The organism is Anoxybacillus gonensis (assembly GCF_001187595.1).
Lineage (GTDB): Bacteria > Bacillota > Bacilli > Bacillales > Anoxybacillaceae > Anoxybacillus > Anoxybacillus gonensis.
The window spans coordinates 1,487,744-1,507,155 of record NZ_CP012152.1 but is presented as its reverse complement, the minus strand read 5'-3'; the positions used below and the strand labels follow the sequence as shown (position 1 = coordinate 1,507,155).

The following is a 19,412-nucleotide window of genomic DNA, read 5'->3' as shown; positions in this document are numbered from 1 at the left end:
GCTTTGCCAGACCCTTATTTTCAACATGATACAACGGGAGTGAAACGAATGTATGCGTTAGAAATGATGAATATTACAAAAGAGTTTCCCGGTGTGAAAGCGCTTGACCGCGTTAGTTTCAAAGTGAAAAAGGGAGAAATTCATGCGCTTTGTGGCGAAAATGGTGCTGGAAAATCAACGTTGATGAAAGTGTTAAGTGGACTATATCCAGCTGGCACGTATGATGGTGAAATTCGTATTGATGGCAAACCGGTCTCGTTTCGAAATATTGTTGATGCTGAACGAGCGGGCATTGCGATCATCCACCAGGAGCTCGCACTCGTAAAAGAAATGACAGTTGGAGAAAACATTTTTTTAGGACGCGAACCACGTAAATTCGGTGTCATTCAATGGGATCAATTGTATTATGAAGCGGAAACATGGTTAAAGAAAGTCGGATTAACGATTTCTCCACGAACAAAAATCCATTCACTTGGCATAGGTCAACAGCAATTAGTTGAAATCGCAAAGGCGCTCGCAAAACAAGCAAACATTTTAATTTTAGATGAACCTACGGCAGCTTTAACCGAAAGTGAAGTTGAAATTTTAATGGGTATTTTAGAACAGCTGCGGGCACAAGGAGTTGCGTGTATTTATATTTCTCATAAAATGCCAGAAGTATTTCGATTAGCAGATTCGATCACCGTATTGCGCGACGGAAAATCCATTGCGACACTTTCACGCGCAGAAACGAATGAAGATGAAGTTGTTGCGCTCATGGTTGGACGCGAATTGACAGAGCGTTATCCGTACGTCAAAAAAACGCCCCGTCATGTCGTATTAGAAGTGAAAAACTATTCCGTTTGGCATAAAGAAAAACCGATGAAAGTTAACGACGGTATTCATATGACTGTTCGTGCTGGGGAAATTGTCGGCATTGCTGGCTTGATGGGAGCCGGGCGAACGGAACTAGCGATGAGCTTGTTCGGTGCATACGAAGGAAAAGCTGAAGGAGAAGTATGGATGGAAGGAAAGCAAGTGCACATTCGCTCTGTGCAAGACGCCATTCGCTCAGGCATTGCACTTGTCACAGAAGATCGAAAAAGGTTAGGTCTTGTACTCGGAATGGATGTTAAAACAAACACGACACTAGCAAGTTTAAAAAACATTAGCCGTTTGCAAGTCATTAATCAAAATGAAGAATTAAAGTGGAGTCAAAAGTATGTCGATGAACTAAAAACAAAAACAGCGTCTTTAGAAACAGCTGTTGGTACGCTATCTGGAGGAAATCAACAAAAAGTCGTATTAGCGAAATGGTTAATGGCGAAGCCAAAGCTTTTAATATTAGACGAGCCAACACGCGGCATTGATGTTGGTGCAAAATATGAGATTTATCATTTAATGAATCAATTAGCTGAAGAAGGCGTTGCCATCATGATGATTTCTTCTGAGCTTCCAGAAATTTTAGGGATGAGCGATCGCATTTATGTCATGCGTGAAGGACGAATCGTGAAAGAGTTATCACACGATGAAGCAACACAAGAAAATATTATGATGGCAGCGACAGGAGGGGAATGAGTTATGGAAGTAAAAGCAGTCATCGAACAGCAACAAAAGAAGAAAAATATATTTGGAAAAGTAGATATTCGTGCTTATACGATGATCGGTGCACTAATTGCGATTTGGATTTTCTTTGGTATGTTAAATGAGACGTTTTTAAGCGCACGAAATTTATCCAACTTATTTACACAAATGTCGGTTACCGCTATTTTGGCAATTGGTATGGTGCTCGTCATCGTTGCAGGGCATATTGACCTTTCCGTCGGTTCGATCGTCGGATTAACTGGTGGCATCGCAGCCATTTTAAGCAACTGGATGGGAATGCCGACATCTGTTGTCATCATATGCACGTTGCTTGCGGGAGCGCTTGTCGGTTTTGTTCAAGGATGGCTAGTTGCTTATCGAGCGATCCCAGCGTTTATCGTTACGTTAGGTGGGATGATGATTTTTCGTGGGGCGTTAATGGGGATTACAAAATCAACAACCATCCCAATTTTTGATGCTCAATTTATCGCTTTAGGAAGCGCATATTTTACAAACGCCTTTGGTATCGTGCTTGCGGTGATCGCTATTGTTTCTTTATTCGTTTCTACGTTCCGTAAGCGAAAATCGCGGCAACAATACGGCTTTACTGTCTCACCATTACCAATTGAGATTGCTAAACTACTTGTTATTAGCGTACTTATTTTGTTATTCGTTTTGACGATGAACAGTTATAAAGGAATTCCTTTTCCTATTATTTTTGTTATTGCCCTCGCGTTGATCTTTTCATTCATTGCGACAAAAACGACATTTGGTCGTCATGTATATGCAATCGGAGGCAACGTGGAAGCCGCTCGTTTATCTGGCATTAACATTCAACGTCATACGATGATGTTGTTTGTTTTTACAGGATTGCTTTCTGCCATTGCTGCCCTCGTTTTAACGGCACGCTTATCATCAGCTACCATTTCAGCGGGACAAATGTACGAACTAGATGCGATTGCTGCTTGCGTCATCGGTGGAACGTCGTTAATGGGTGGATCTGGTACAATTATCGGTGCAATGATCGGTGCAATGGTCATGACGTCGCTCGATAACGGGATGTCGTTACTAGGTATGGAAACGTTTTGGCAATATATTGTAAAAGGAAGTATTTTAATTTTAGCCGTTTGGATCGATATTGCTAGCCGAAAAAGAAAAGTAAATTAAGTACAAAAAAGCTGATCGTTCTCTCGGTCAGCTTTTTCATTTATAATTGTTTTGGAGGGATGTATGTGCACATTGATACAGTAATATTGCGACATTTAGAAATGGAATTAAAATCACCGTTTACAACAAGCTTTGGGACGATGAAAACGCGACCCGTTTTATTAGTGGAAGCGATTGATGAAAATGGCGAGCGAGGATGGGGGGAAGGTGTTGCTTTTTCTGCCCCTTGGTATACGGAAGAAACGTTGGAAACGACGTGGCATATGCTTGAACATTTTTTAATTCCGCTTCTTTTTCAAGCACCCATTCATCATCCGGATGAATTGCGCACCCGATTTTCGATGATTCGCCGCAATTACATGGCCAAAGCAGCGCTGGAAGGGGCGGTATGGGATGTATTTGCCAAACGACATCGGATGTCATTAAGCGCGGCGCTCGGCGGTGAAAAACGAGAAGTGGAAGTTGGAATAAGCATTGGCATTCAGCCAATAACGAATTTGCTAAAACGAATGGAACAAGCGCTTGCGGAAGGATACAGGCGTGTGAAAATAAAAATTAAGCCAGGATGGGATGTGGATGTCGTTCGTGTCGTTCGTCAACATTTCCCTGATGTTCCGCTTATGGTCGATGCAAACTCCGCTTACTCGTTACACGACATCGATCGCTTACAAGCGCTCGATGACTATGATTTGCTGATGATTGAACAGCCGCTTGCTGTAGATGATATCGTTGATCATGCGAAATTACAAGCCAAGTTAAACACACCGATTTGTTTAGATGAAAGCATATGTTCATACGAAGATGCCAAAAGAGCCATTGAATTGCAAAGTTGCCGAATCATCAATATAAAAATTGGCCGAGTAGGTGGATTAACGGAAGCGAAACGCATTCATGATTTATGCCAACAACATCATATTCCTGTATGGTGCGGCGGCATGTTAGAAGGCGGAGTCGGACGAGCACATAGCATCGCTTTAGCAACACTTCCTCATTTTTCTTTGCCAAGCGATACAGCTGCGTCGGCAAATTATTGGGACCGTGATTTCATTGATCCAGAAGTTACCGTTCATCATGGACGCATTTTCGTTTCGAAACAGTCCGGTATAGGCTATGAAGTGAATATGAAGGAAGTCGAGCGGCGTGTCGTTCGCTCAAAAATATATAAGCGTGCGAAAGGATGATGATATGTTTGACCCGACGATTTTTGATAATTTAAAAACGGTTGTTGAAGGAGCTGTTTATGATCTAGATACAAATGATGAACTGATTGCGATCATTGATCGCTCAGACATCGTTGACTTAGCGAAATTTACGCGCGCGTACGCTCTTTCTTTTCAATTGCGTCATGCTCATCAAGTGACGTGTACCATTTCGCTTGAAATGACGCTCCAGCATATTGCAAACGAGTTGTTACACGAAGATGTTACGAGCGCAGGTTGTACTTTGACGGTTTCGTTTTCTTTTTCAGCTACACATGTCGATTGCGGAGACGTAGAACAGGCGCTAAAGCACATTTGGGGGGAACAGCGCACAGTTATACAAACGTTAACGTATACATACCCAAAACATGAACGATATACTCATCAAGTGACGATTGATTTCGAACGTACGATTAACGAAAGCCATGTTGATGATTTATTACATATGATTCCATACATCATTCGGTCCCTTGAACAGTTGCTTTTGTATGCTGAACAAAAATAATTGAAGGAATGTGTTATTCCAAGTATGATAGAAGTGAAAATGATTATAGTTATCATACTTGGAGTGTTGCTGAATGAAAAAAATACATTTTTGTAAAAAGAATAAATTCGCAACGAAAACGTTGTATCAATTTTTAAAACAAACGTTCAAACATGTCAAAGTGAAGCGAAAAGATTGCGTCGGCAAATGCAAAATGTGCAAACATTGTCCGTTTGTTTTAATCGACGGAGAAGCTGTAAAAGCGGCGACGACCGATGAATTGTATGATCGTATTTCTTATGAAATGACAAAACAATGGTGGGCGTTTCGGGAAAAATAAGCAGGAATTTTTTTGTTTTTGTTTAATTTCATGTGTGAAAGGGGGGAAAATGATGTGGTCAGAAGTAAAACAAGTGTTATCTCGCATGATGTCCTCACTTGCTTTTGAAACATGGATTGAAGGAACGACAGCGACGATGGAAGAACATACGATCACTATTCATTGCACAAACCCAATGCAAAAAAGTTGGATTGAAACGTTGTATATGTCTTACATTGAACAAGCGATCGAAAAAGTTTGCGGAAAACGGATGGCTGTCAAGTTAGAGGCGCCTCATGAGCTTTCTAACGAGCAATTTATGCGTATGTGGAACTACATGATTACCCTCGAAAAACAAACGTGGCATCTTGAAGCGCGCGTCACAAAAGTGGAACGGCAAATGGAAGAAATAGAAAAAGAAGTGGCACAACTGCGCGAACGAACAGACTTTCTTGAACGACTACTCGCAACAGATGAGCAACCTATACAGAAAACGTATATTCATTAAAAAAAGACTTATTCTCACTGCTATTGAACAGGGTGCTTGTTATCGCATCTTGAGGCACCCTGTCGCTTTATTTAATTTTTACAAAAACGGATTGCGCCATTCCATAAGCAAGGCGTAGTTGCACGATTGGGCATCTTCTAAATAATTAGCGACGACTTTCACTGGTGTGCGCCCGCAGCGAAGTAAAAAAGTAATAACAGGGTCTGTGAGTTTTCCTTTTATAACTGCATCTACATATTGTTCGGCAGTCATTTCATTGGCATATCGATGATATCCCGGCATTCGACTTCCACCTAACAGCCGTTCAAGCTTTTGATGGACGACAACTTCATACATCGACTGCATGAGCCATTTTCCTAACCCGAGTTTGCGATATGCTGGTCGTACACCGATGTCAACGACGTATAACGTATTGCCGTTTCGATTATGATTGCGAATGTATCCGTTGTCCGTTATTTCTTCCCACGTATGATCGACGTCGTTCGGATGGTAGTTCACAATTAAACTAGTCATCGATCCGACGACTTCTCCATCAATTTCGACACATAACGCCCCTTCTGGAAAAAGTGTCATATGATTCATGAGCTGCTCTTTATTCCACCATAGTTCAGATGGGAAAGGAGGTGGAAAGCTTTCTTGTTGAATACGAATTAACGCATCGATATCTTTTTCTTCATAGTTGCGAATGAGCGCAGGAATGGGACGATCATCATGAAATACGTAAAGTTGCTTCTTATACATCGCCTTCCTCCTTATGTCCAATCTCCATATAAATCCGTGCGGCGGTCACGCCAAGTGGTTACCGAACCGCGCTCGCGAACGTCGTAAAGAAGCTGTAAATCAAGATCCGCTGTAATGATCATATCGTCGTTTATTTCTCCTTCGGCTAAAATACCGCGTGGCGGGAACGGAATATCGTTCGGTGTAATGATCGCTGCTTGCCCGAAGTTTGCGCGCATAAAATCAACGGTTGGCAATGACCCGACTGTCCCTGTTGTGACGACGTATACTTGATTTTCAATCGCACGGGCGTGACATGTGTAGCGTACGCGATGAAATCCGTGACGATCATCGGTACACGACGGACAAAAAATGACATCCGCTTCTTTTGCACGCGCCATGCGTACAATTTCAGGAAATTCAATGTCATAACATGTTAAAATCGCAATCGTTCCTTTTGTTGTTTGAAAGACGTGTAATGTATCGCCGCCATGCATATTCCATTCGTTCACTTCCGTCGGCGTAATATGTAGCTTTGCCTGTTCGGCAATCGTTCCATCGGGATAAAATAAATGTGCCACATTATATAGTCGATCTTCTCTTTTTATGACATGTGTCCCGCCAATAATATGCATATTCGTCTGTTTCGCAAGAGTTGAAAATAATGAGCGATATGCATCTGTAAACGTCGGAAGTTCTTCAATCGTTATGCCATCTCCAATGGACATAAGTTGCGTCGTAATAAACTCAGGGAAGAGCACAAATTCAGCACCAAATTCTTGCGCTGTTTTTACGTAATGCTCAACTTGTTTTGCAAACTGTTCAAATGATGCAATCGTGTGTAAATGGTATTGAACCGCACTGACGCGCATTTTCAATGACACTCACCTTCTTTTTTTTGTATTTTTTCACCATTATAACGAACATTTTTTATTTTGTCTGAATCGAAGCATCGTTTTTGTAGAAAAAATGATCGATGTGTTACAATAGCGCTAAAGGGGGAATATGAAATGAGCATTTATGATTTTCGTGTACGTACGATTCATGGGGAAGAGCAATCGTTAGCGCAGTATAAAGGAAAAGTATTATTAATCGTCAATACAGCAAGCAAATGTGGATTGACGCCACAGTACGAACAATTGCAACAATTGTATGACAAGTATAAAGATCGCGGTTTTGTTGTGCTCGGTTTTCCGTGCAATCAATTCGGAAATCAAGAGCCGGGATCCGAAGAGGACATCTCACAGTTTTGTCAACTCAATTATAGTGTGACGTTTCCGATGTTTGCGAAAGTGGACGTAAACGGTCCAAACGCCCATCCGCTCTTCACTTACTTAACGGAACAAGCACCAGGTGTATTAGGAACGAAAGCGGTGAAATGGAATTTTACAAAGTTTTTAGTTGATCGCAAAGGTCAAGTTGTGGCACGGTTTGCCCCAACAACAAAGCCGCTCGAGCTTGAACAACATATTGAATCGTTGCTTCACGAACCCGTCTCTGAATGAAAAAGAGACGGTTTTTTGTTTGAAGTAATGGATGTGTCTATACGGATTTTTGTATAGTGCATATGTTGAGATAGTAGGGATTAATGTCAAATAGGAGGGGTTATATGTTCATTGAACCTTGGATCGTAGATGAAACGATGCATGAGTTTTTCGTACCGGACTATATCGAACAAATGGCAGAAGATGTTTTGCGTCATTACGATTTATCTGTTCAAAGTAGGCAAGTTGTCACGACGAAACCGGATAAAGGGGGAGCCATTTGGAAGTTAGAAACGAACAAAGGGCCAAAAAGTTTAAAATTACTTCATCGTCGTCCAACACGCAGCTTGTTTAGCCTTGGCGCTCAGCGATATTTAGTCGATGTGCAAAACGCAAATGTCCCGCCGATTGTACAAACGAAAGAAGGAACGGATTATGTAGAGGCGGGAGGAAAACTATGGTTTGTTGCGGAATGGATCGAGCCGTTATTTCCTGTAACGAAAGATTTAGAAGGAGCGAAACAGCTTTGTTATGCGCTTGGTGAATTTCATCGTTTAAGTAAAGGATACGTTCCTCCAAAAGGAGCAGAAATCGCGTCCCGGCTGTATAAATGGCCGAAAACGTATGAAAAAACGATAAACAAAATGGACTGGTTTCGCCAATTGGCGAAGGCGTATAAAGAGATGCCTGCAAGTGCGATGTTATTGGAAGTTGTCGACCGTTTTCAAGCACAGGCGCGCGAAAGTTTCACAAGACTACAACAATCCTCGTACAACCAACTAGTCGAACGCGGACATAGCGAATGGGGATTAGTGCATCAAGATTATGGTTGGTCGAACGGGCAAATGGGTGCAGACGGCATGTGGATTATCGATTTAGATGGCGTGGCGTATGATTTGCCCATTCGAGATTTACGAAAATTGATTTCCGGTACGATGGCTGATTTATACCGCTGGGATGCTCAATGGGTGCGAGAGATGATTCGAGCGTATCATGAAGCGAATCCGATCGACGCTTCATTATATGACATATTGATGATTGATTTGTCACTTCCGAATGAATTTTACAAAAACTTAAAAGAAGTTGTATATGAACCAGAGCTGTTTTTAACGGAACAAACGATGCAACTCATTGAACTGATTGTTGCCACGGATGAAACGAAATGGCCGGTTCTTGCGGAGATTGAAAACGATTGGAAGGAGAACGGAAACAGATGAATATTTTAATGATTTGTACAGAAAAGCTACCTGTTCCTCCTGTGCTCGGTGGTGCGATTCAAACGTATATTGCTGGTATTCTCCCCTATCTTCACCGCGCACATCGTATTACGGTATTAGGTGTACAACATGAAACGTTGCCACACGAAGAAACGATCGACGGCATTCATTATGTACGTGTCCCAGGGGGAACGTTTGACACGTATCGGGATCACGTCGTTCAATACGTGCAAGCGCATCCGTTTGATCTCATCCACATCTTTAACCGTCCACGTCTCGTTTTACCTATTCGTCAAGTCGCTCCTCATGTAAAAATTACACTTAGCATGCATAACGATATGTTTCAAGTGGCGAAAATTAACCGCGAAGAAGCAGAAGAAGTAATCAGGCAAGTATGTGCGATTGTCACTATTAGCAACTACATCGGCCAAGTTATTCGTGACCTATACCCAGAAGCAGAAGGAAAGTTGCGAACGATTTACTCCGGTGTCGACTCGGAACGATTTTTACCAGGGAATCATCCGAATATGGCGTCGATTCGTAAACAGCTACGTCAAGCGCATGGCATCGATCAAAAAACAGTCATTTTATTTGCGGGGCGTTTATCGCCAAATAAAGGGGTCGACAAATTAATTCAAGCATTGCCGGAACTTGCGAAGAGGTTTAATGATTTAGCGCTCGTCATCGTCGGAAGCAAATGGTTTAGTGAAGAAGGGACGACAGATTACATTGCTTACGTTCGTTCGTTAGCTAAAAGATTACCAATTCCTGTTGTAGCGACAGGATTTGTGTCGCCAAATGAAATTCAACATTGGTTTGCTGCTGCTGACTTATTCGTTTGTACGTCGCAATGGCAAGAGCCGCTTGCTCGCGTTCATTATGAAGCGATGGCGGCAGGGCTTCCGATTGTTACAACCGCTCGTGGTGGGAATCCAGAAGTCATCGTTCCAAATGAAAACGGTGTTGTCGTCGAAAGACCAGAAGATCCGCAAGACTTTGTGGAAAAAATGACATATGTGCTATCCAATCGTACACTCATGAAGAAAATGGGAGAAAACGGGCGTAAATTAGCGACATCGCTTTATCGTTGGGAGCGCGTGGCATCAGATTTGCTTCATGTATGGCAACATGTCGAACAAATCGATCTTTCTACGACAGAAGCCATTGTTTCTGTTAAGGAAACGGTTGAGCAAGTCGTTGAAGAACAGCCGACCGAGCCGGTTTTACCACCTTTACAGCCAATTCAAGAAGAAGTGGTGTTGAATAAAAAAAGGAAAAAAGCATTTGTATGGGCGATTACGACATAAAACCCCCACTTATGTTTGTGGGAGTTTCGGTCTTGTTTGCATATATAAATAAAAGTCATCGTTTTGTTTTTCTGTGATAACGTCGCGTAAAATTTGAGCAAGGACTGTGCTATACACGGTTCCGTTATCTCCGTAAGCATAGACGAAATAACAGTTTGGAAAGGAATCGTACACCCCAATCATCGGAAGGCCATCGTGTGTCCCGCCGTAAAAGGCAGCTAAATAAAATTCAGGAACGACGTGAATATCGGGGAAAAGTCGATGAAATTCCTCGATCAGTCGTTCTTTTTTATGCATCAGTTTTGCGTCGCGGTCATCCGCATAAGCTGTATTTTCATCAAGCCCTCCGATAATAATGCGATCGTCAGCTGTTGTGCGCATATATACATACGGACGAGCCGTCTCCCAAATAAGCGTACGTTTATACCAACTTGAAAAATCTTTCACACGATTTGTAATCACAGCATATGAACTAACGAGTAACGCTTTTTTTTCTTGTTTCACTTCTAACGTTTCGTAACCTGCAGCAAAAATAACTGTTCGTGCTCGAATGGAATGCCCGTTTTTCGTATAACATGTTGCCATATGTTGTTCGAGTTTTTTTCCGTTGATTTCTGTTTCTTCGAAAATACGTACCCCACGTTGTTTTGCATATTCTAATAAACCAATTGTCAATTTATATGGGTTTAATTCTCCATCCCCCGTTGTATATAAAGCGGCATGCTTTGTAAACGGATAATGGCGACGAATTTGTTGTTCATCTAACCAAACAACAGGATATCCTTGCTTTTTTAATGCCGTATATTCTTTTTCAAGTTTTTGGACATCTTCGGCCACGCTTGCGTAATACAAACTATCTCTTCTTTGAAATTCCACATCGATATGTAAGCGATTTGCCGCTCGTTCCAGTTCATCGATCGCTTGTTGACAAAGCGTTAAATGGCGCGCAGCATACGGTTCACCAAAGCTGTTAACGAGTTCAAAAAACATTTTATCTCCGAGACATTGAATGAGTGCCGTATTTGTCATCGTACTCCCGTATCCGACTTTTCGTTTATCGACGACAACGACGTCTAAATCCGTTTCACTTAAATAATAAGCGCATAACGCCCCAGAACCACCCGCTCCGACAATTAACACGTCGCATTGTATGTCGCTCTCAAGAGGGGGATACGAGGGAGCATCGGGAAATGTCGTTGGCCAATATAATTTTCCTGTTTGTAAATCCATCGCGATAACCACCTTTCTTCTTCGTTCTGGTCTTTTTTATATTGACCTGCATATGTAAAAGTATGCGACAACAACAACGTCATTTATATATTGACATAGCAAAAAGCTTTCTTATTTTTGGAATATTTGATAAAATGAAACGGAGCATCAGATGGATGACAAGAAAGTAGGGATGAAATGTGAAAGTATTTTTGGACTTAATGTGGTTTTTTAAACGAGAAAAAAAAGCATATATCATCGGAATTATATTACTTGCGATTGTGTCGTTGCTTGAGCTTGTGCCACCGAAAGTGATTGGGCACGTTGTTGATGCGATAAAAGCAGGAGAATTAACGAAAGAAAAGCTTGCGATGTGGTTAAGCTTGCTCGCAGGTGTTGCGATTTGTATGTACGGTTGTCGTTACGTTTGGCGGACGATGATTTTCGGATCGGCGGCGAAGCTTGCTCGGCTGTTGCGCGATCGACTGTACGGCCACTTTACAATGATGTCTCCGTCTTTTTATCAACATCGCCGCATCGGTGATTTAATGGCACATGCGACAAATGATTTACAAGCGATCCAGCAAACAGCGGGTGTTGGTGTCTTGACGCTTGTTGATTCACTATGCATTGGCGGGTTTGTTATTGCTACGATGGCATTTACAATTAGCTGGAAACTAACGCTCATTTGTTTATTGCCAATGCCGCTCATGGCTTATTTAACAAGTTATTACGGGTCGTTGCTTCATCAACGTTTTCATCATGCGCAAGAGGCTTTTTCTGCTTTAAACGATAAAGTGCAAGAAAGCATTGCGGGCATAAAAGTAATAAAAACGTTCGGACAAGAAAAAGAAGAAATTGAGTCGTTTCGAGTACAAGCGGATGACGTCGTTCGAAAAAATATGGCGGTTGCTCGCATTGATTCGTTGTTTGATCCAACGATTTCGCTTATTGTCGGCGTGTCGTTTTTTTTAGCGATTGTTTTTGGTGCTCGTTTTGTTGTGCAAGGAGAGTTGACAATTGGGCAACTCGTTTCTTTTACGATGTATTTAGGGCTTCTCATTTGGCCAATGTTAGCGTTCGGATGGTTATTTAATATTGTCGAACGCGGTCGTGCTTCGTATGACCGTGTTTCCTCGTTGTTGCGTGAAAAACCAGATATACAAGAAAAGGAAGGATTACTTGATGAAGTGCCGACAGGTGACATCACGTACGATATTCGTTCCTTTACGTATCCGAATGAAACGAAGCCAACATTACAGCACATTCAGTTTACATTAAAAAAAGGAGAAACGTTAGGAATTGTTGGAAAAACGGGGGCCGGAAAAACGACGCTTTTAAAAGTGTTATTGCGCGAGTTTGTTGGAATGGATGGAGACGTTTATTTTGGTGGACATTCGATTACACAATATCGGTTAGAACGATTGCGCGAAGCGATTGGTTATGTACCACAAGATCATTTTCTTTTTTCTGCCTCCATTCGCGACAATATTGCTTTTGCCCGACCAGACGCGAGTCAAGAAGAAGTAGAGCATGTCGCCAAACTCGCTCAAGTGCATAATGATATTGTACAGTTTCCAGAAGGGTATGAAACAGTTGTTGGTGAAAGAGGTGTCTCTCTCTCAGGAGGACAAAAACAACGTCTCTCGATTGCGCGTGCATTGCTCCTTGATCCGGAAGTACTTATTTTAGACGACTCGTTATCTGCAGTCGATGCTCAAACGGAAGAACGCATTTTACGAGCGTTGAAAGAAAATCGGGCAGGCAAAACGACGATCATTGCGACGCATCGGTTAAGTGCCATTCAACACGCGCATTTAATTTTAGTGCTTGAAGATGGAAACATTGTTCAGCGAGGTACGCACGAAGAGCTTGTTGCCCAAGACGGTTGGTATCGAGATATGTACGTTCGCCAACAGCTCGAACAGTTTGTGGAACGTGGAGGTGCGCAATGAAATCGAATATGAATCAACGGCAAGTGTTTATGCGGCTCATGAGCTATGCGATCCCGCATCGAAAGTCGCTGTTTTTTGCTTTTTTTCTTTTAGCCTTAACGACTGCGGGCGAAGTGCTCGGTCCGATTATTGTAAAAGTGTTTATTGATGACTACTTAACACATATGACATTTCCGCTTCAAGCGATGATCGGATTAGCAGCTGCCTACGTCACGATCCACATTGGGAAAGTCGTTCTTTCTTACTTTCAATTGCTGAAGTTTCAAGAAATTGCGCTAAAAATTATTCAACAGCTGCGCATCGATGTATTTGCGAAAGTACAATCGTTAGGAATGCGCTATTTTGATCGGACGCCAGCGGGAAGCATTGTATCCCGAGTGACAAATGATACGGAAGCGATTAAAGAAATGTTTGTTGAAGTGCTCGTCACATTTATCCAAAGTGCTTTTTTCTTAATTGGTGTGTTTGTTGCGATGTTTTTGCTCGATGTCCGTTTAGCTACTTTTTGTTTAGTGATTTTACCGGTTATTTATATCATTATTCGTACGTATCGAAAGTATAGTTCGGTGTTTTATAGCGATTTGCGCGAGCGGTTAAGCCAGCTGAATGCAAAGTTAAATGAGTCGCTTCAAGGTATGGCGATCATCCAAGCGTTCCGCCAACAAAAACGGATGAGAGAGCAATTTGGATCCATTAACGAAAAACATTATATAGCGGCAATGAAAAATATTAAACTTGATAGTTTATTGCTTCGTCCAGCGACAGACGTCGTTTATGTATTTTCACTTATTGTCGTTTTAAGTTATTTTGGCATCTCTTCTTTTGAAAGTCCGGTTGAAATCGGTGTGTTATACGCCTTCGTCAATTATTTAGAGCGTTTTTTTGAACCGATTAACCAAATGATGATGCGGTTATCGATGTTTCAGCAAGCGCTCGTTGCTTCGTCACGTGTTTTTCAATTGTTAGATGAACAAGAAGAAGAGCCGAAACAATATGAGCAACCACTTGTGATTGAAAAAGGAACGGTGGAATTTCGCAATGTATCGTTTAGTTATGATGGAAAACGCGACGTATTAAAAAACATTTCGTTTATCGCTCGACCTGGAGAAACGGTTGCGCTCGTCGGTCATACAGGAAGCGGAAAAAGTTCGATCATTCAACTGCTCATGCGCTTTTACGAGTTTGAGCGCGGGGACATTTTGATTGATGGACATTCCATTCAAGCATATCCGAAAAGAGAATTGCGAAAAAATATCGGCCTTGTTCTTCAAGATCCGTTTTTGTTTTATGGGACGGTGCGAGATAACATTCGACTTCATCATAAAAGTTTGACAGATGAAGATATCGAACAAGCTGCCACATTTGTTCAAGCCCATTCGTTTATTGAAAAATTGCCAAAAGGGTACGATCATCCCGTGACAGAGAGGGGGACGACGTTTTCGAGCGGCCAACGTCAACTAATTGCATTTGCCCGTACGATTGCGATCAATCCGAAAATATTAGTGCTTGATGAAGCAACGGCAAATATCGATACAGAAACAGAGGAAGCCATTCAACAAGCGCTCGAAAAGATGCGAAAAGGGCGAACGACGATTGCGATTGCCCATCGTTTATCAACGATTCAAGATGCCGATCAAATTCTCGTTTTGCATCAAGGTGAAATTGTTGAGCGTGGTACGCATCAACAGCTGCTTGCAAAACGAGGGTTATATTATCGGATGTACGTCTTGCAAAATGGGTTAACCGAAGATGTATGTATATAAAAGTTTTTCAAGCTTGTTTCTGTTTTGTAAAGCACATTTGTCGAAACCGCCATATTAAGTGGCGGTTTCGCAATATACGATTTCCCCAAGTTTTGGTACACATAGCTGCTCGCTTGGAAAGTTGCGCCGCTTCCATTCGGCATATAGGCGATCTAGCGCTTCTTTTGGTGTATCGTCAGCGAGTGGAAATGTACCGTAATGCATCGGAATAAATGTTTTTGCACGGCAATCGACAAATGCTTGTACAGCTTCTTCTGGTGTCACATGTTGAGGCCCCATAAACCATTCTGGTTCATATGCTCCAATAGGCAACAACGCATAATCGATATGGAAACGCTCCCCGATTGCGCGAAACCCGCGAAAGTATCCACTATCTCCAGCGAAATAAAACGTTGGTTTTTCTTTTGCTTCAATGACCCATCCGCCCCAATGGGATGTATTCGTGTCAAATAGTGTCCGCTTTGACCAGTGTTGTGCAGGAACGAACGTAAACGAAACATCTTTTTCGACAACTGTGTCCCACCAACAGCATTCCACAACACGCTCAAACCCTCTTTTCAGAAAGGATGAACGTAACCCGCTTGGAACGAGAATGAGAGGATTTCCCTTTAGCTGTTTTATGCTTGAGAAATGTAAATGGTCATAGTGGCTATGAGAAATTAATATGACATCAACAGGAGGTACATCATAAATCGGAATGGCCGGATCAATTAGTCTGCGAATCGTTCCTAATCGTTTTGCCCAAACTGGATCTGTAACGATGGTTAAGCCATTTATTTGAATAATAAATGTCGCATGCCCTACCCATGTGAGCAACGTTTGCTTTTTATTTGTATGTAGCAAAGAAGAGTCAATATATTCACGGGGCAAAGTATATGACCAATCTTTCTTTTTTTGTCTTCTTTCCGCATACCAACGCCGTAAATCAGCAAATGTTTTTGTTGTGTATACCCCATCTAAATTTTCATATCGTTTTCCCATTTTCTTCTCCTCCAATATGGGTGTTTCATTCGATTATATGAATCTGTTATATATAAAAATTCCTTGTTATATAACATGATTTCACTCATTTTTTTGCTTGTATAAATAAAAAATGTGTTTATGTTTGATTTTTGTCACATCCCTTTTTTGAATTTTTTTATAAAATAAAGAACGATTGACGAATGAGGGGGGATTCGATGTCTATTTTACCAAAAACAAATGAACTAGGGTTTTTTGAAATACGTCTAGAGTCTATCGGGGGATTAGGTGCGAATTTAGCGGGGAAAATGCTGGCGGAAGTAGGAGCTCTCGGGCATGGATTAAATGCTGCAAACTTTTCAACATACGGTTCTGAGAAGAAAGGATCGCCTGTAAAAAGTTATATTCGCTTTTGTGATGAGCATGTACATATTCGCGATCATAGTCCGATTGAACAACCGCATGTTATCGGGGTTTTCCATGAAGCGCTTTATAAGATGGTTGATGTCGTTAGCGGATTGCGGCCAGACGGTGTGGTGCTCGTCAATTCTGTGCGAAGTGCTGAGCATATTCGTCGCGATCTACGCTTGTCATACGGAACACTCGCGATTGTCGATGCGCTTGGAATTGCGGTAGAGGAAAAAACAAAAGTGAATACAGCTATGCTCGGGGCATTATTTCGCATTTGTCACTTTCTTGATCCTGAGAAAATGAAACAAGTTATTCGTAAAACGTTTGAAAAAAAATATCCTCATCTCGTTGAGGCAAATATCCGTACATTTGAACGTGGATATGAAGAAGTTCGTTTTTATGAGAGTGAAGACGCTTCATTAGAAACAGGAAAGCCGTTTTCTCGTCCGTATCCTTTGTTCGGTTATGAGACACAAACGATCGGTGGAGTCATTATAACAAACGGCAATAGCGTATGGAAAGACTTAAGCGGCTCTCGGCAAGGGTTTTTGCCGAAATGGGAGGAAAAAGATTGCATTCATTGTGCCGCCTGCGACACCGTTTGTCCAGATTTTTGTTTCGTGTGGGAAGAAGGAGAAGATCGTAAAGGAAGAAAACAAATGTTTTTAAAAGGAATTGACTATCAATATTGTAAAGGTTGTTTGAAATGTGTAGAAGCATGTCCAACGAGTGCGTTAACGCCATATCGTGAACAAATTGGCTTTGCCGAGGCTCATACGGTAAAGCGAATGAGAGTGTGAAAGGAGGAAAACACATATGGAACAAGTAGTCGCATTTGAGTCTGGGAATGAGATGGCGGCTCTCGCAGCAGCACAAATTAATTATCATCTTATGGGATACTTTCCGATCACCCCATCAACAGAAATTGCTCAACTATTAGATCAAATGAAAGCACGCGGTGAACATCAAATTGTACTTATTCCTGCAGATGGGGAGCACGGATCAGCAGGAATTTGTTATGGTGCAGCCGTTATGGGCGCTCGTGTATTTAATGCAACGAGTGCAAATGGACTCATGTATATGCTTGAACAGTTGCCTGTTCAATCGGGGACACGTTTTCCGATGGTCATGAATTTAGTCACGCGTTCGATTAGTGGGCCATTAGATATTCGCGGGGACCATTCGGACTTATATTTTGCTTTAAATACAGGATGGGTGATTTTAACGGCGCGTACACCACAAGCGGTATACGATATGAATATTATGGCTTTAAAAATAGCTGAACATGAAGATGTACGGTTGCCAGTTATTGTGGCATACGACGGATTTTTCACATCGCACCAAAAACGAAAAGTTCAATATTTTAAAGATCGTCAAGTTGTTCAAACGTTTATCGGGGAGCGACCAACTCATTTTCCGAACGCATCCGATCCAACAAAACCAGTGACAATTGGTGCACATATGAATGGCGATGATTTAATTAATAACCATTATCAACAGTCAGAAGCGTTATATCGGGCAGCTAATGTATTTCAACAGGTAGCGCGAGAATATGCGCAATTGTCAGGACGAGAATATCCTTTTGTTGATTTGTATAAAATGGAAGATGCAGAAGTGGCGTTATTTTTAATTAATTCAGCAGCAGAAACAGCAAAAGATGTTGTCGATCAGTTGCGAGCAAAAGGGATAAAAGCAGGTGTCATGAGCCCGAATATGATTCGTCCGTTTCCTAGTGAATCCATCCGACAAGCATGTAAACATGTAAAAGTGCTTCTTGTCGGTGAACGTGCCGACTCATACGGGGCGCACGGAGGAAATATGACACATGAAATTAAATCCGCATTAAAGGAAGATCCACACAATCAAACGATTGTTTTAACGCGCATTTTTGGGCTTGGTGGAAAAGATTTTTACCCTGATGATGCGAAAGCATTTTTTGATATCGCTTTACAAACTTTAGAAAAAGGTTTCGCTGAAAAGCCATTTGACTATTTTGGACATGTACCAGGGGATCCAAAACATAAATGGGAACAAGCCATCGAGCCAATGTATGGCGATGCATTTAAAAGCGGACTTATTCAAGTGACTGAAGATGAAGAGACGAAAAGATTAAAAGTAAAAATTCCTCCGCTTCGAGCGTTAACGTCAAAACCGAAACGGTTAGCTCCAGGTCACGGTGCATGTCCAGGATGTGGGATTTTCCCAGGTCTCGAGTTGTTTTTTAAAGGAATTGAAGGGGATGTTGTCGTTTTATTTCAAACCGGTTGTGCTTACGTGGTCACAACAGCTTATCCGTACAGTTCGCATAAGCAAACGATGATTCATAATTTATTCCAAAATGGTCCAGCCACATTATCTGGGGCGGTAGAAGCGTTTTTTGAGATGAAACGCCGTGGAGATATTCAAATTTCTGATGATATCACGTTTGTTATGGTGACAGGTGACGGTGGCATGGATATTGGCATGGGATCAGCAATTGGCACAGCACTTCGTAACCATAAACTCATTATGCTAGAATACGATAACGAAGGATATATGAATACAGGATCGCAAATGTCGTATTCTACACCGCTTGGACATATGACAAGTACAACAGGCGTTGGAAAAACACAGAAAGGAAAAGCGTTTCACCATAAAGATACGCCGCAAATTATGGCGGCTACAAATATTCCATACGTGTTTACGGCAACAGAAGCGTTTCCGCAAGATTTAATTAAAAAAGCGGCAAAAGCCCAGTGGTATTCTCAACATGAAGGAACAGCATACGGTAAGCTATTGATTACATGTCCATTAAACTGGAAATCTGACGAACGATATGGGGAAAAAATCATGAAAGCAGCGGTAGATTCATGCTTTTTCCCGCTATATGAAGTAGAACGCGGAAAAACAACGATTACGTACGATCCAGAAGAAAAAAATAAGCGTATTCCGTTGCAAGAATGGTTAAAATATATGGGCAAGGCGAAACATCTATTAAAAGAAGAAAATCGGGAATTGCTCATTGCTTTCGAACAAGAAGTAGAACGAAGATGGAAACGTTTAAAAGCAATGCACGAACATCCGGATTTATAGAAAATTCAATTTGTTGGAACATAGCATGAGAGATGAAAAAGTGTAAGGAACTGGGCATGCCATATGCTCAGTTC

General features: G+C 41.7%; 17 protein-coding genes. 13 read left to right on the top strand and 4 right to left on the bottom strand.

From position 1 onward, the window contains the following. Nucleotides 1-3 precede the first annotated feature (3 nt). The 6 genes from AFK25_RS07935 (at nucleotide 4) to AFK25_RS07910 (ending at nucleotide 5,240) form a co-directional block, all read left to right on the top strand. Nucleotides 4-1,557, top strand: a complete 1,554-nt coding sequence (locus tag AFK25_RS07935) for a xylose ABC transporter ATP-binding protein (RefSeq protein ID WP_019417744.1) — start codon at nucleotides 4-6, stop codon at nucleotides 1,555-1,557. A 3-nt stretch (nucleotides 1,558-1,560) separates the two neighbouring features. Further along, nucleotides 1,561-2,730: a sugar ABC transporter permease gene (locus tag AFK25_RS07930; protein ID WP_019417743.1), complete on the top strand. Its 1,170-nt coding sequence runs from the start codon at nucleotides 1,561-1,563 to the stop codon at nucleotides 2,728-2,730. A gap of 59 nt (nucleotides 2,731-2,789) precedes the next feature. Further along, nucleotides 2,790-3,911 carry an o-succinylbenzoate synthase gene (menC, locus tag AFK25_RS07925; protein WP_035067310.1) on the top strand — a complete coding sequence of 374 codons (1,122 nt, stop codon included), beginning with the start codon at nucleotides 2,790-2,792 and terminating at the stop codon, nucleotides 3,909-3,911. 4 nt (nucleotides 3,912-3,915) lie between these two features. After that, entirely contained in the window at nucleotides 3,916-4,434 is a 519-nt protein-coding gene (locus tag AFK25_RS07920; RefSeq protein WP_019417741.1) for a hypothetical protein, read from the top strand. A gap of 73 nt (nucleotides 4,435-4,507) precedes the next feature. Continuing rightward, entirely contained in the window at nucleotides 4,508-4,753 is a 246-nt protein-coding gene (locus AFK25_RS07915) for a YuzB family protein (protein ID WP_009361344.1), read from the top strand. Nucleotides 4,754-4,802: 49 nt separating this feature from the next. Then, the gene (locus AFK25_RS07910; protein WP_240483459.1) at nucleotides 4,803-5,240 is read left to right on the top strand and encodes a DnaA N-terminal domain-containing protein; all 438 of its coding nucleotides are present in this window, start codon (nucleotides 4,803-4,805) and stop codon (nucleotides 5,238-5,240) included. Nucleotides 5,241-5,318: 78 nt separating this feature from the next. Here AFK25_RS07910 and AFK25_RS07905 read toward each other — a convergent pair whose 3' ends face one another. Both AFK25_RS07905 and AFK25_RS07900 read right to left on the bottom strand, forming a co-directional pair. Next, a complete protein-coding gene (locus tag AFK25_RS07905) occupies nucleotides 5,319-5,981 on the bottom strand; it encodes a GNAT family N-acetyltransferase (protein WP_009361339.1) in 663 nt (220 codons plus the stop codon). 11 nt (nucleotides 5,982-5,992) lie between these two features. Continuing rightward, nucleotides 5,993-6,838: a carbon-nitrogen hydrolase family protein gene (locus AFK25_RS07900; RefSeq protein ID WP_035067308.1), complete on the bottom strand. Its 846-nt coding sequence runs from the start codon at nucleotides 6,836-6,838 to the stop codon at nucleotides 5,993-5,995. Between the two features lie 132 nt (nucleotides 6,839-6,970). On the opposite strand from AFK25_RS07900, the gene AFK25_RS07895 reads away from it, so the two are divergent. The 3 genes from AFK25_RS07895 to AFK25_RS07885 all read left to right on the top strand — a co-directional run bounded on the left by AFK25_RS07895 (nucleotide 6,971) and on the right by AFK25_RS07885 (nucleotide 9,968). Continuing rightward, nucleotides 6,971-7,465 carry a glutathione peroxidase gene (locus AFK25_RS07895; protein WP_026011690.1) on the top strand — a complete coding sequence of 165 codons (495 nt, stop codon included), beginning with the start codon at nucleotides 6,971-6,973 and terminating at the stop codon, nucleotides 7,463-7,465. A 104-nt stretch (nucleotides 7,466-7,569) separates the two neighbouring features. Next, on the top strand, nucleotides 7,570-8,661 hold the full coding sequence (locus AFK25_RS07890) for a CotS family spore coat protein (RefSeq protein WP_026011689.1): 1,092 nt from the start codon (nucleotides 7,570-7,572) through the stop codon (nucleotides 8,659-8,661). Further along, complete coding sequence (locus AFK25_RS07885) at nucleotides 8,658-9,968, top strand: glycosyltransferase family 4 protein (RefSeq protein ID WP_035067306.1); 1,311 nt, start codon at nucleotides 8,658-8,660, stop codon at nucleotides 9,966-9,968. The genes AFK25_RS07890 and AFK25_RS07885 overlap by 4 nt, the downstream gene beginning before the upstream one ends. A 9-nt stretch (nucleotides 9,969-9,977) precedes the next feature. On the opposite strand, the gene AFK25_RS07880 is transcribed toward AFK25_RS07885, so the two are convergent. After that, nucleotides 9,978-11,198, bottom strand: coding sequence for an NAD(P)/FAD-dependent oxidoreductase (locus AFK25_RS07880; protein WP_035067304.1), 1,221 nt, complete (start codon nucleotides 11,196-11,198; stop codon nucleotides 9,978-9,980). 179 nt (nucleotides 11,199-11,377) lie between these two features. On the opposite strand from AFK25_RS07880, the gene AFK25_RS07875 reads away from it, so the two are divergent. Both AFK25_RS07875 and AFK25_RS07870 read left to right on the top strand, forming a co-directional pair. Then, a complete protein-coding gene (locus tag AFK25_RS07875) occupies nucleotides 11,378-13,132 on the top strand; it encodes an ABC transporter transmembrane domain-containing protein (RefSeq protein WP_035067302.1) in 1,755 nt (584 codons plus the stop codon). Next, complete coding sequence (locus AFK25_RS07870) at nucleotides 13,129-14,895, top strand: ABC transporter ATP-binding protein (RefSeq protein ID WP_035067300.1); 1,767 nt, start codon at nucleotides 13,129-13,131, stop codon at nucleotides 14,893-14,895. The genes AFK25_RS07875 and AFK25_RS07870 overlap by 4 nt, the downstream gene beginning before the upstream one ends. Before the next feature lie 54 nt (nucleotides 14,896-14,949). On the opposite strand, the gene AFK25_RS07865 is transcribed toward AFK25_RS07870, so the two are convergent. After that, the gene (locus AFK25_RS07865) at nucleotides 14,950-15,876 is read right to left on the bottom strand and encodes an MBL fold metallo-hydrolase (protein ID WP_035067298.1); all 927 of its coding nucleotides are present in this window, start codon (nucleotides 15,874-15,876) and stop codon (nucleotides 14,950-14,952) included. Nucleotides 15,877-16,073: 197 nt separating this feature from the next. Here AFK25_RS07865 and AFK25_RS07860 point away from each other — a divergent pair, with 197 nt between their 5' ends. Continuing rightward, a complete protein-coding gene (locus tag AFK25_RS07860) occupies nucleotides 16,074-17,066 on the top strand; it encodes a 2-oxoacid:acceptor oxidoreductase family protein (protein WP_019417731.1) in 993 nt (330 codons plus the stop codon). 16 nt (nucleotides 17,067-17,082) lie between these two features. Then, entirely contained in the window at nucleotides 17,083-19,338 is a 2,256-nt protein-coding gene (locus tag AFK25_RS07855) for a thiamine pyrophosphate-dependent enzyme (RefSeq protein WP_035067296.1), read from the top strand. Nucleotides 19,339-19,412 lie beyond the last annotated feature (74 nt).

Coding starts and splice junctions, on each gene's coding strand:
- AFK25_RS07930 (WP_019417743.1), top strand. CDS start 1,561: ATGGAAGTAAAAGCAGTCATCGAACAGCAACAAAAGAAGAAAAATATA.
- menC (WP_035067310.1), top strand. CDS start 2,790: ATGTATGTGCACATTGATACAGTAATATTGCGACATTTAGAAATGGAA.
- AFK25_RS07920 (WP_019417741.1), top strand. CDS start 3,916: ATGTTTGACCCGACGATTTTTGATAATTTAAAAACGGTTGTTGAAGGA.
- AFK25_RS07915 (WP_009361344.1), top strand. CDS start 4,508: ATGAAAAAAATACATTTTTGTAAAAAGAATAAATTCGCAACGAAAACG.
- AFK25_RS07910 (WP_240483459.1), top strand. CDS start 4,803: ATGATGTGGTCAGAAGTAAAACAAGTGTTATCTCGCATGATGTCCTCA.
- AFK25_RS07905 (WP_009361339.1), bottom strand. CDS start 5,981: ATGTATAAGAAGCAACTTTACGTATTTCATGATGATCGTCCCATTCCT.
- AFK25_RS07895 (WP_026011690.1), top strand. CDS start 6,971: ATGAGCATTTATGATTTTCGTGTACGTACGATTCATGGGGAAGAGCAA.
- AFK25_RS07890 (WP_026011689.1), top strand. CDS start 7,570: ATGTTCATTGAACCTTGGATCGTAGATGAAACGATGCATGAGTTTTTC.
- AFK25_RS07885 (WP_035067306.1), top strand. CDS start 8,658: ATGAATATTTTAATGATTTGTACAGAAAAGCTACCTGTTCCTCCTGTG.
- AFK25_RS07880 (WP_035067304.1), bottom strand. CDS start 11,198: ATGGATTTACAAACAGGAAAATTATATTGGCCAACGACATTTCCCGAT.
- AFK25_RS07870 (WP_035067300.1), top strand. CDS start 13,129: ATGAAATCGAATATGAATCAACGGCAAGTGTTTATGCGGCTCATGAGC.
- AFK25_RS07865 (WP_035067298.1), bottom strand. CDS start 15,876: ATGGGAAAACGATATGAAAATTTAGATGGGGTATACACAACAAAAACA.
- AFK25_RS07860 (WP_019417731.1), top strand. CDS start 16,074: ATGTCTATTTTACCAAAAACAAATGAACTAGGGTTTTTTGAAATACGT.
- AFK25_RS07855 (WP_035067296.1), top strand. CDS start 17,083: ATGGAACAAGTAGTCGCATTTGAGTCTGGGAATGAGATGGCGGCTCTC.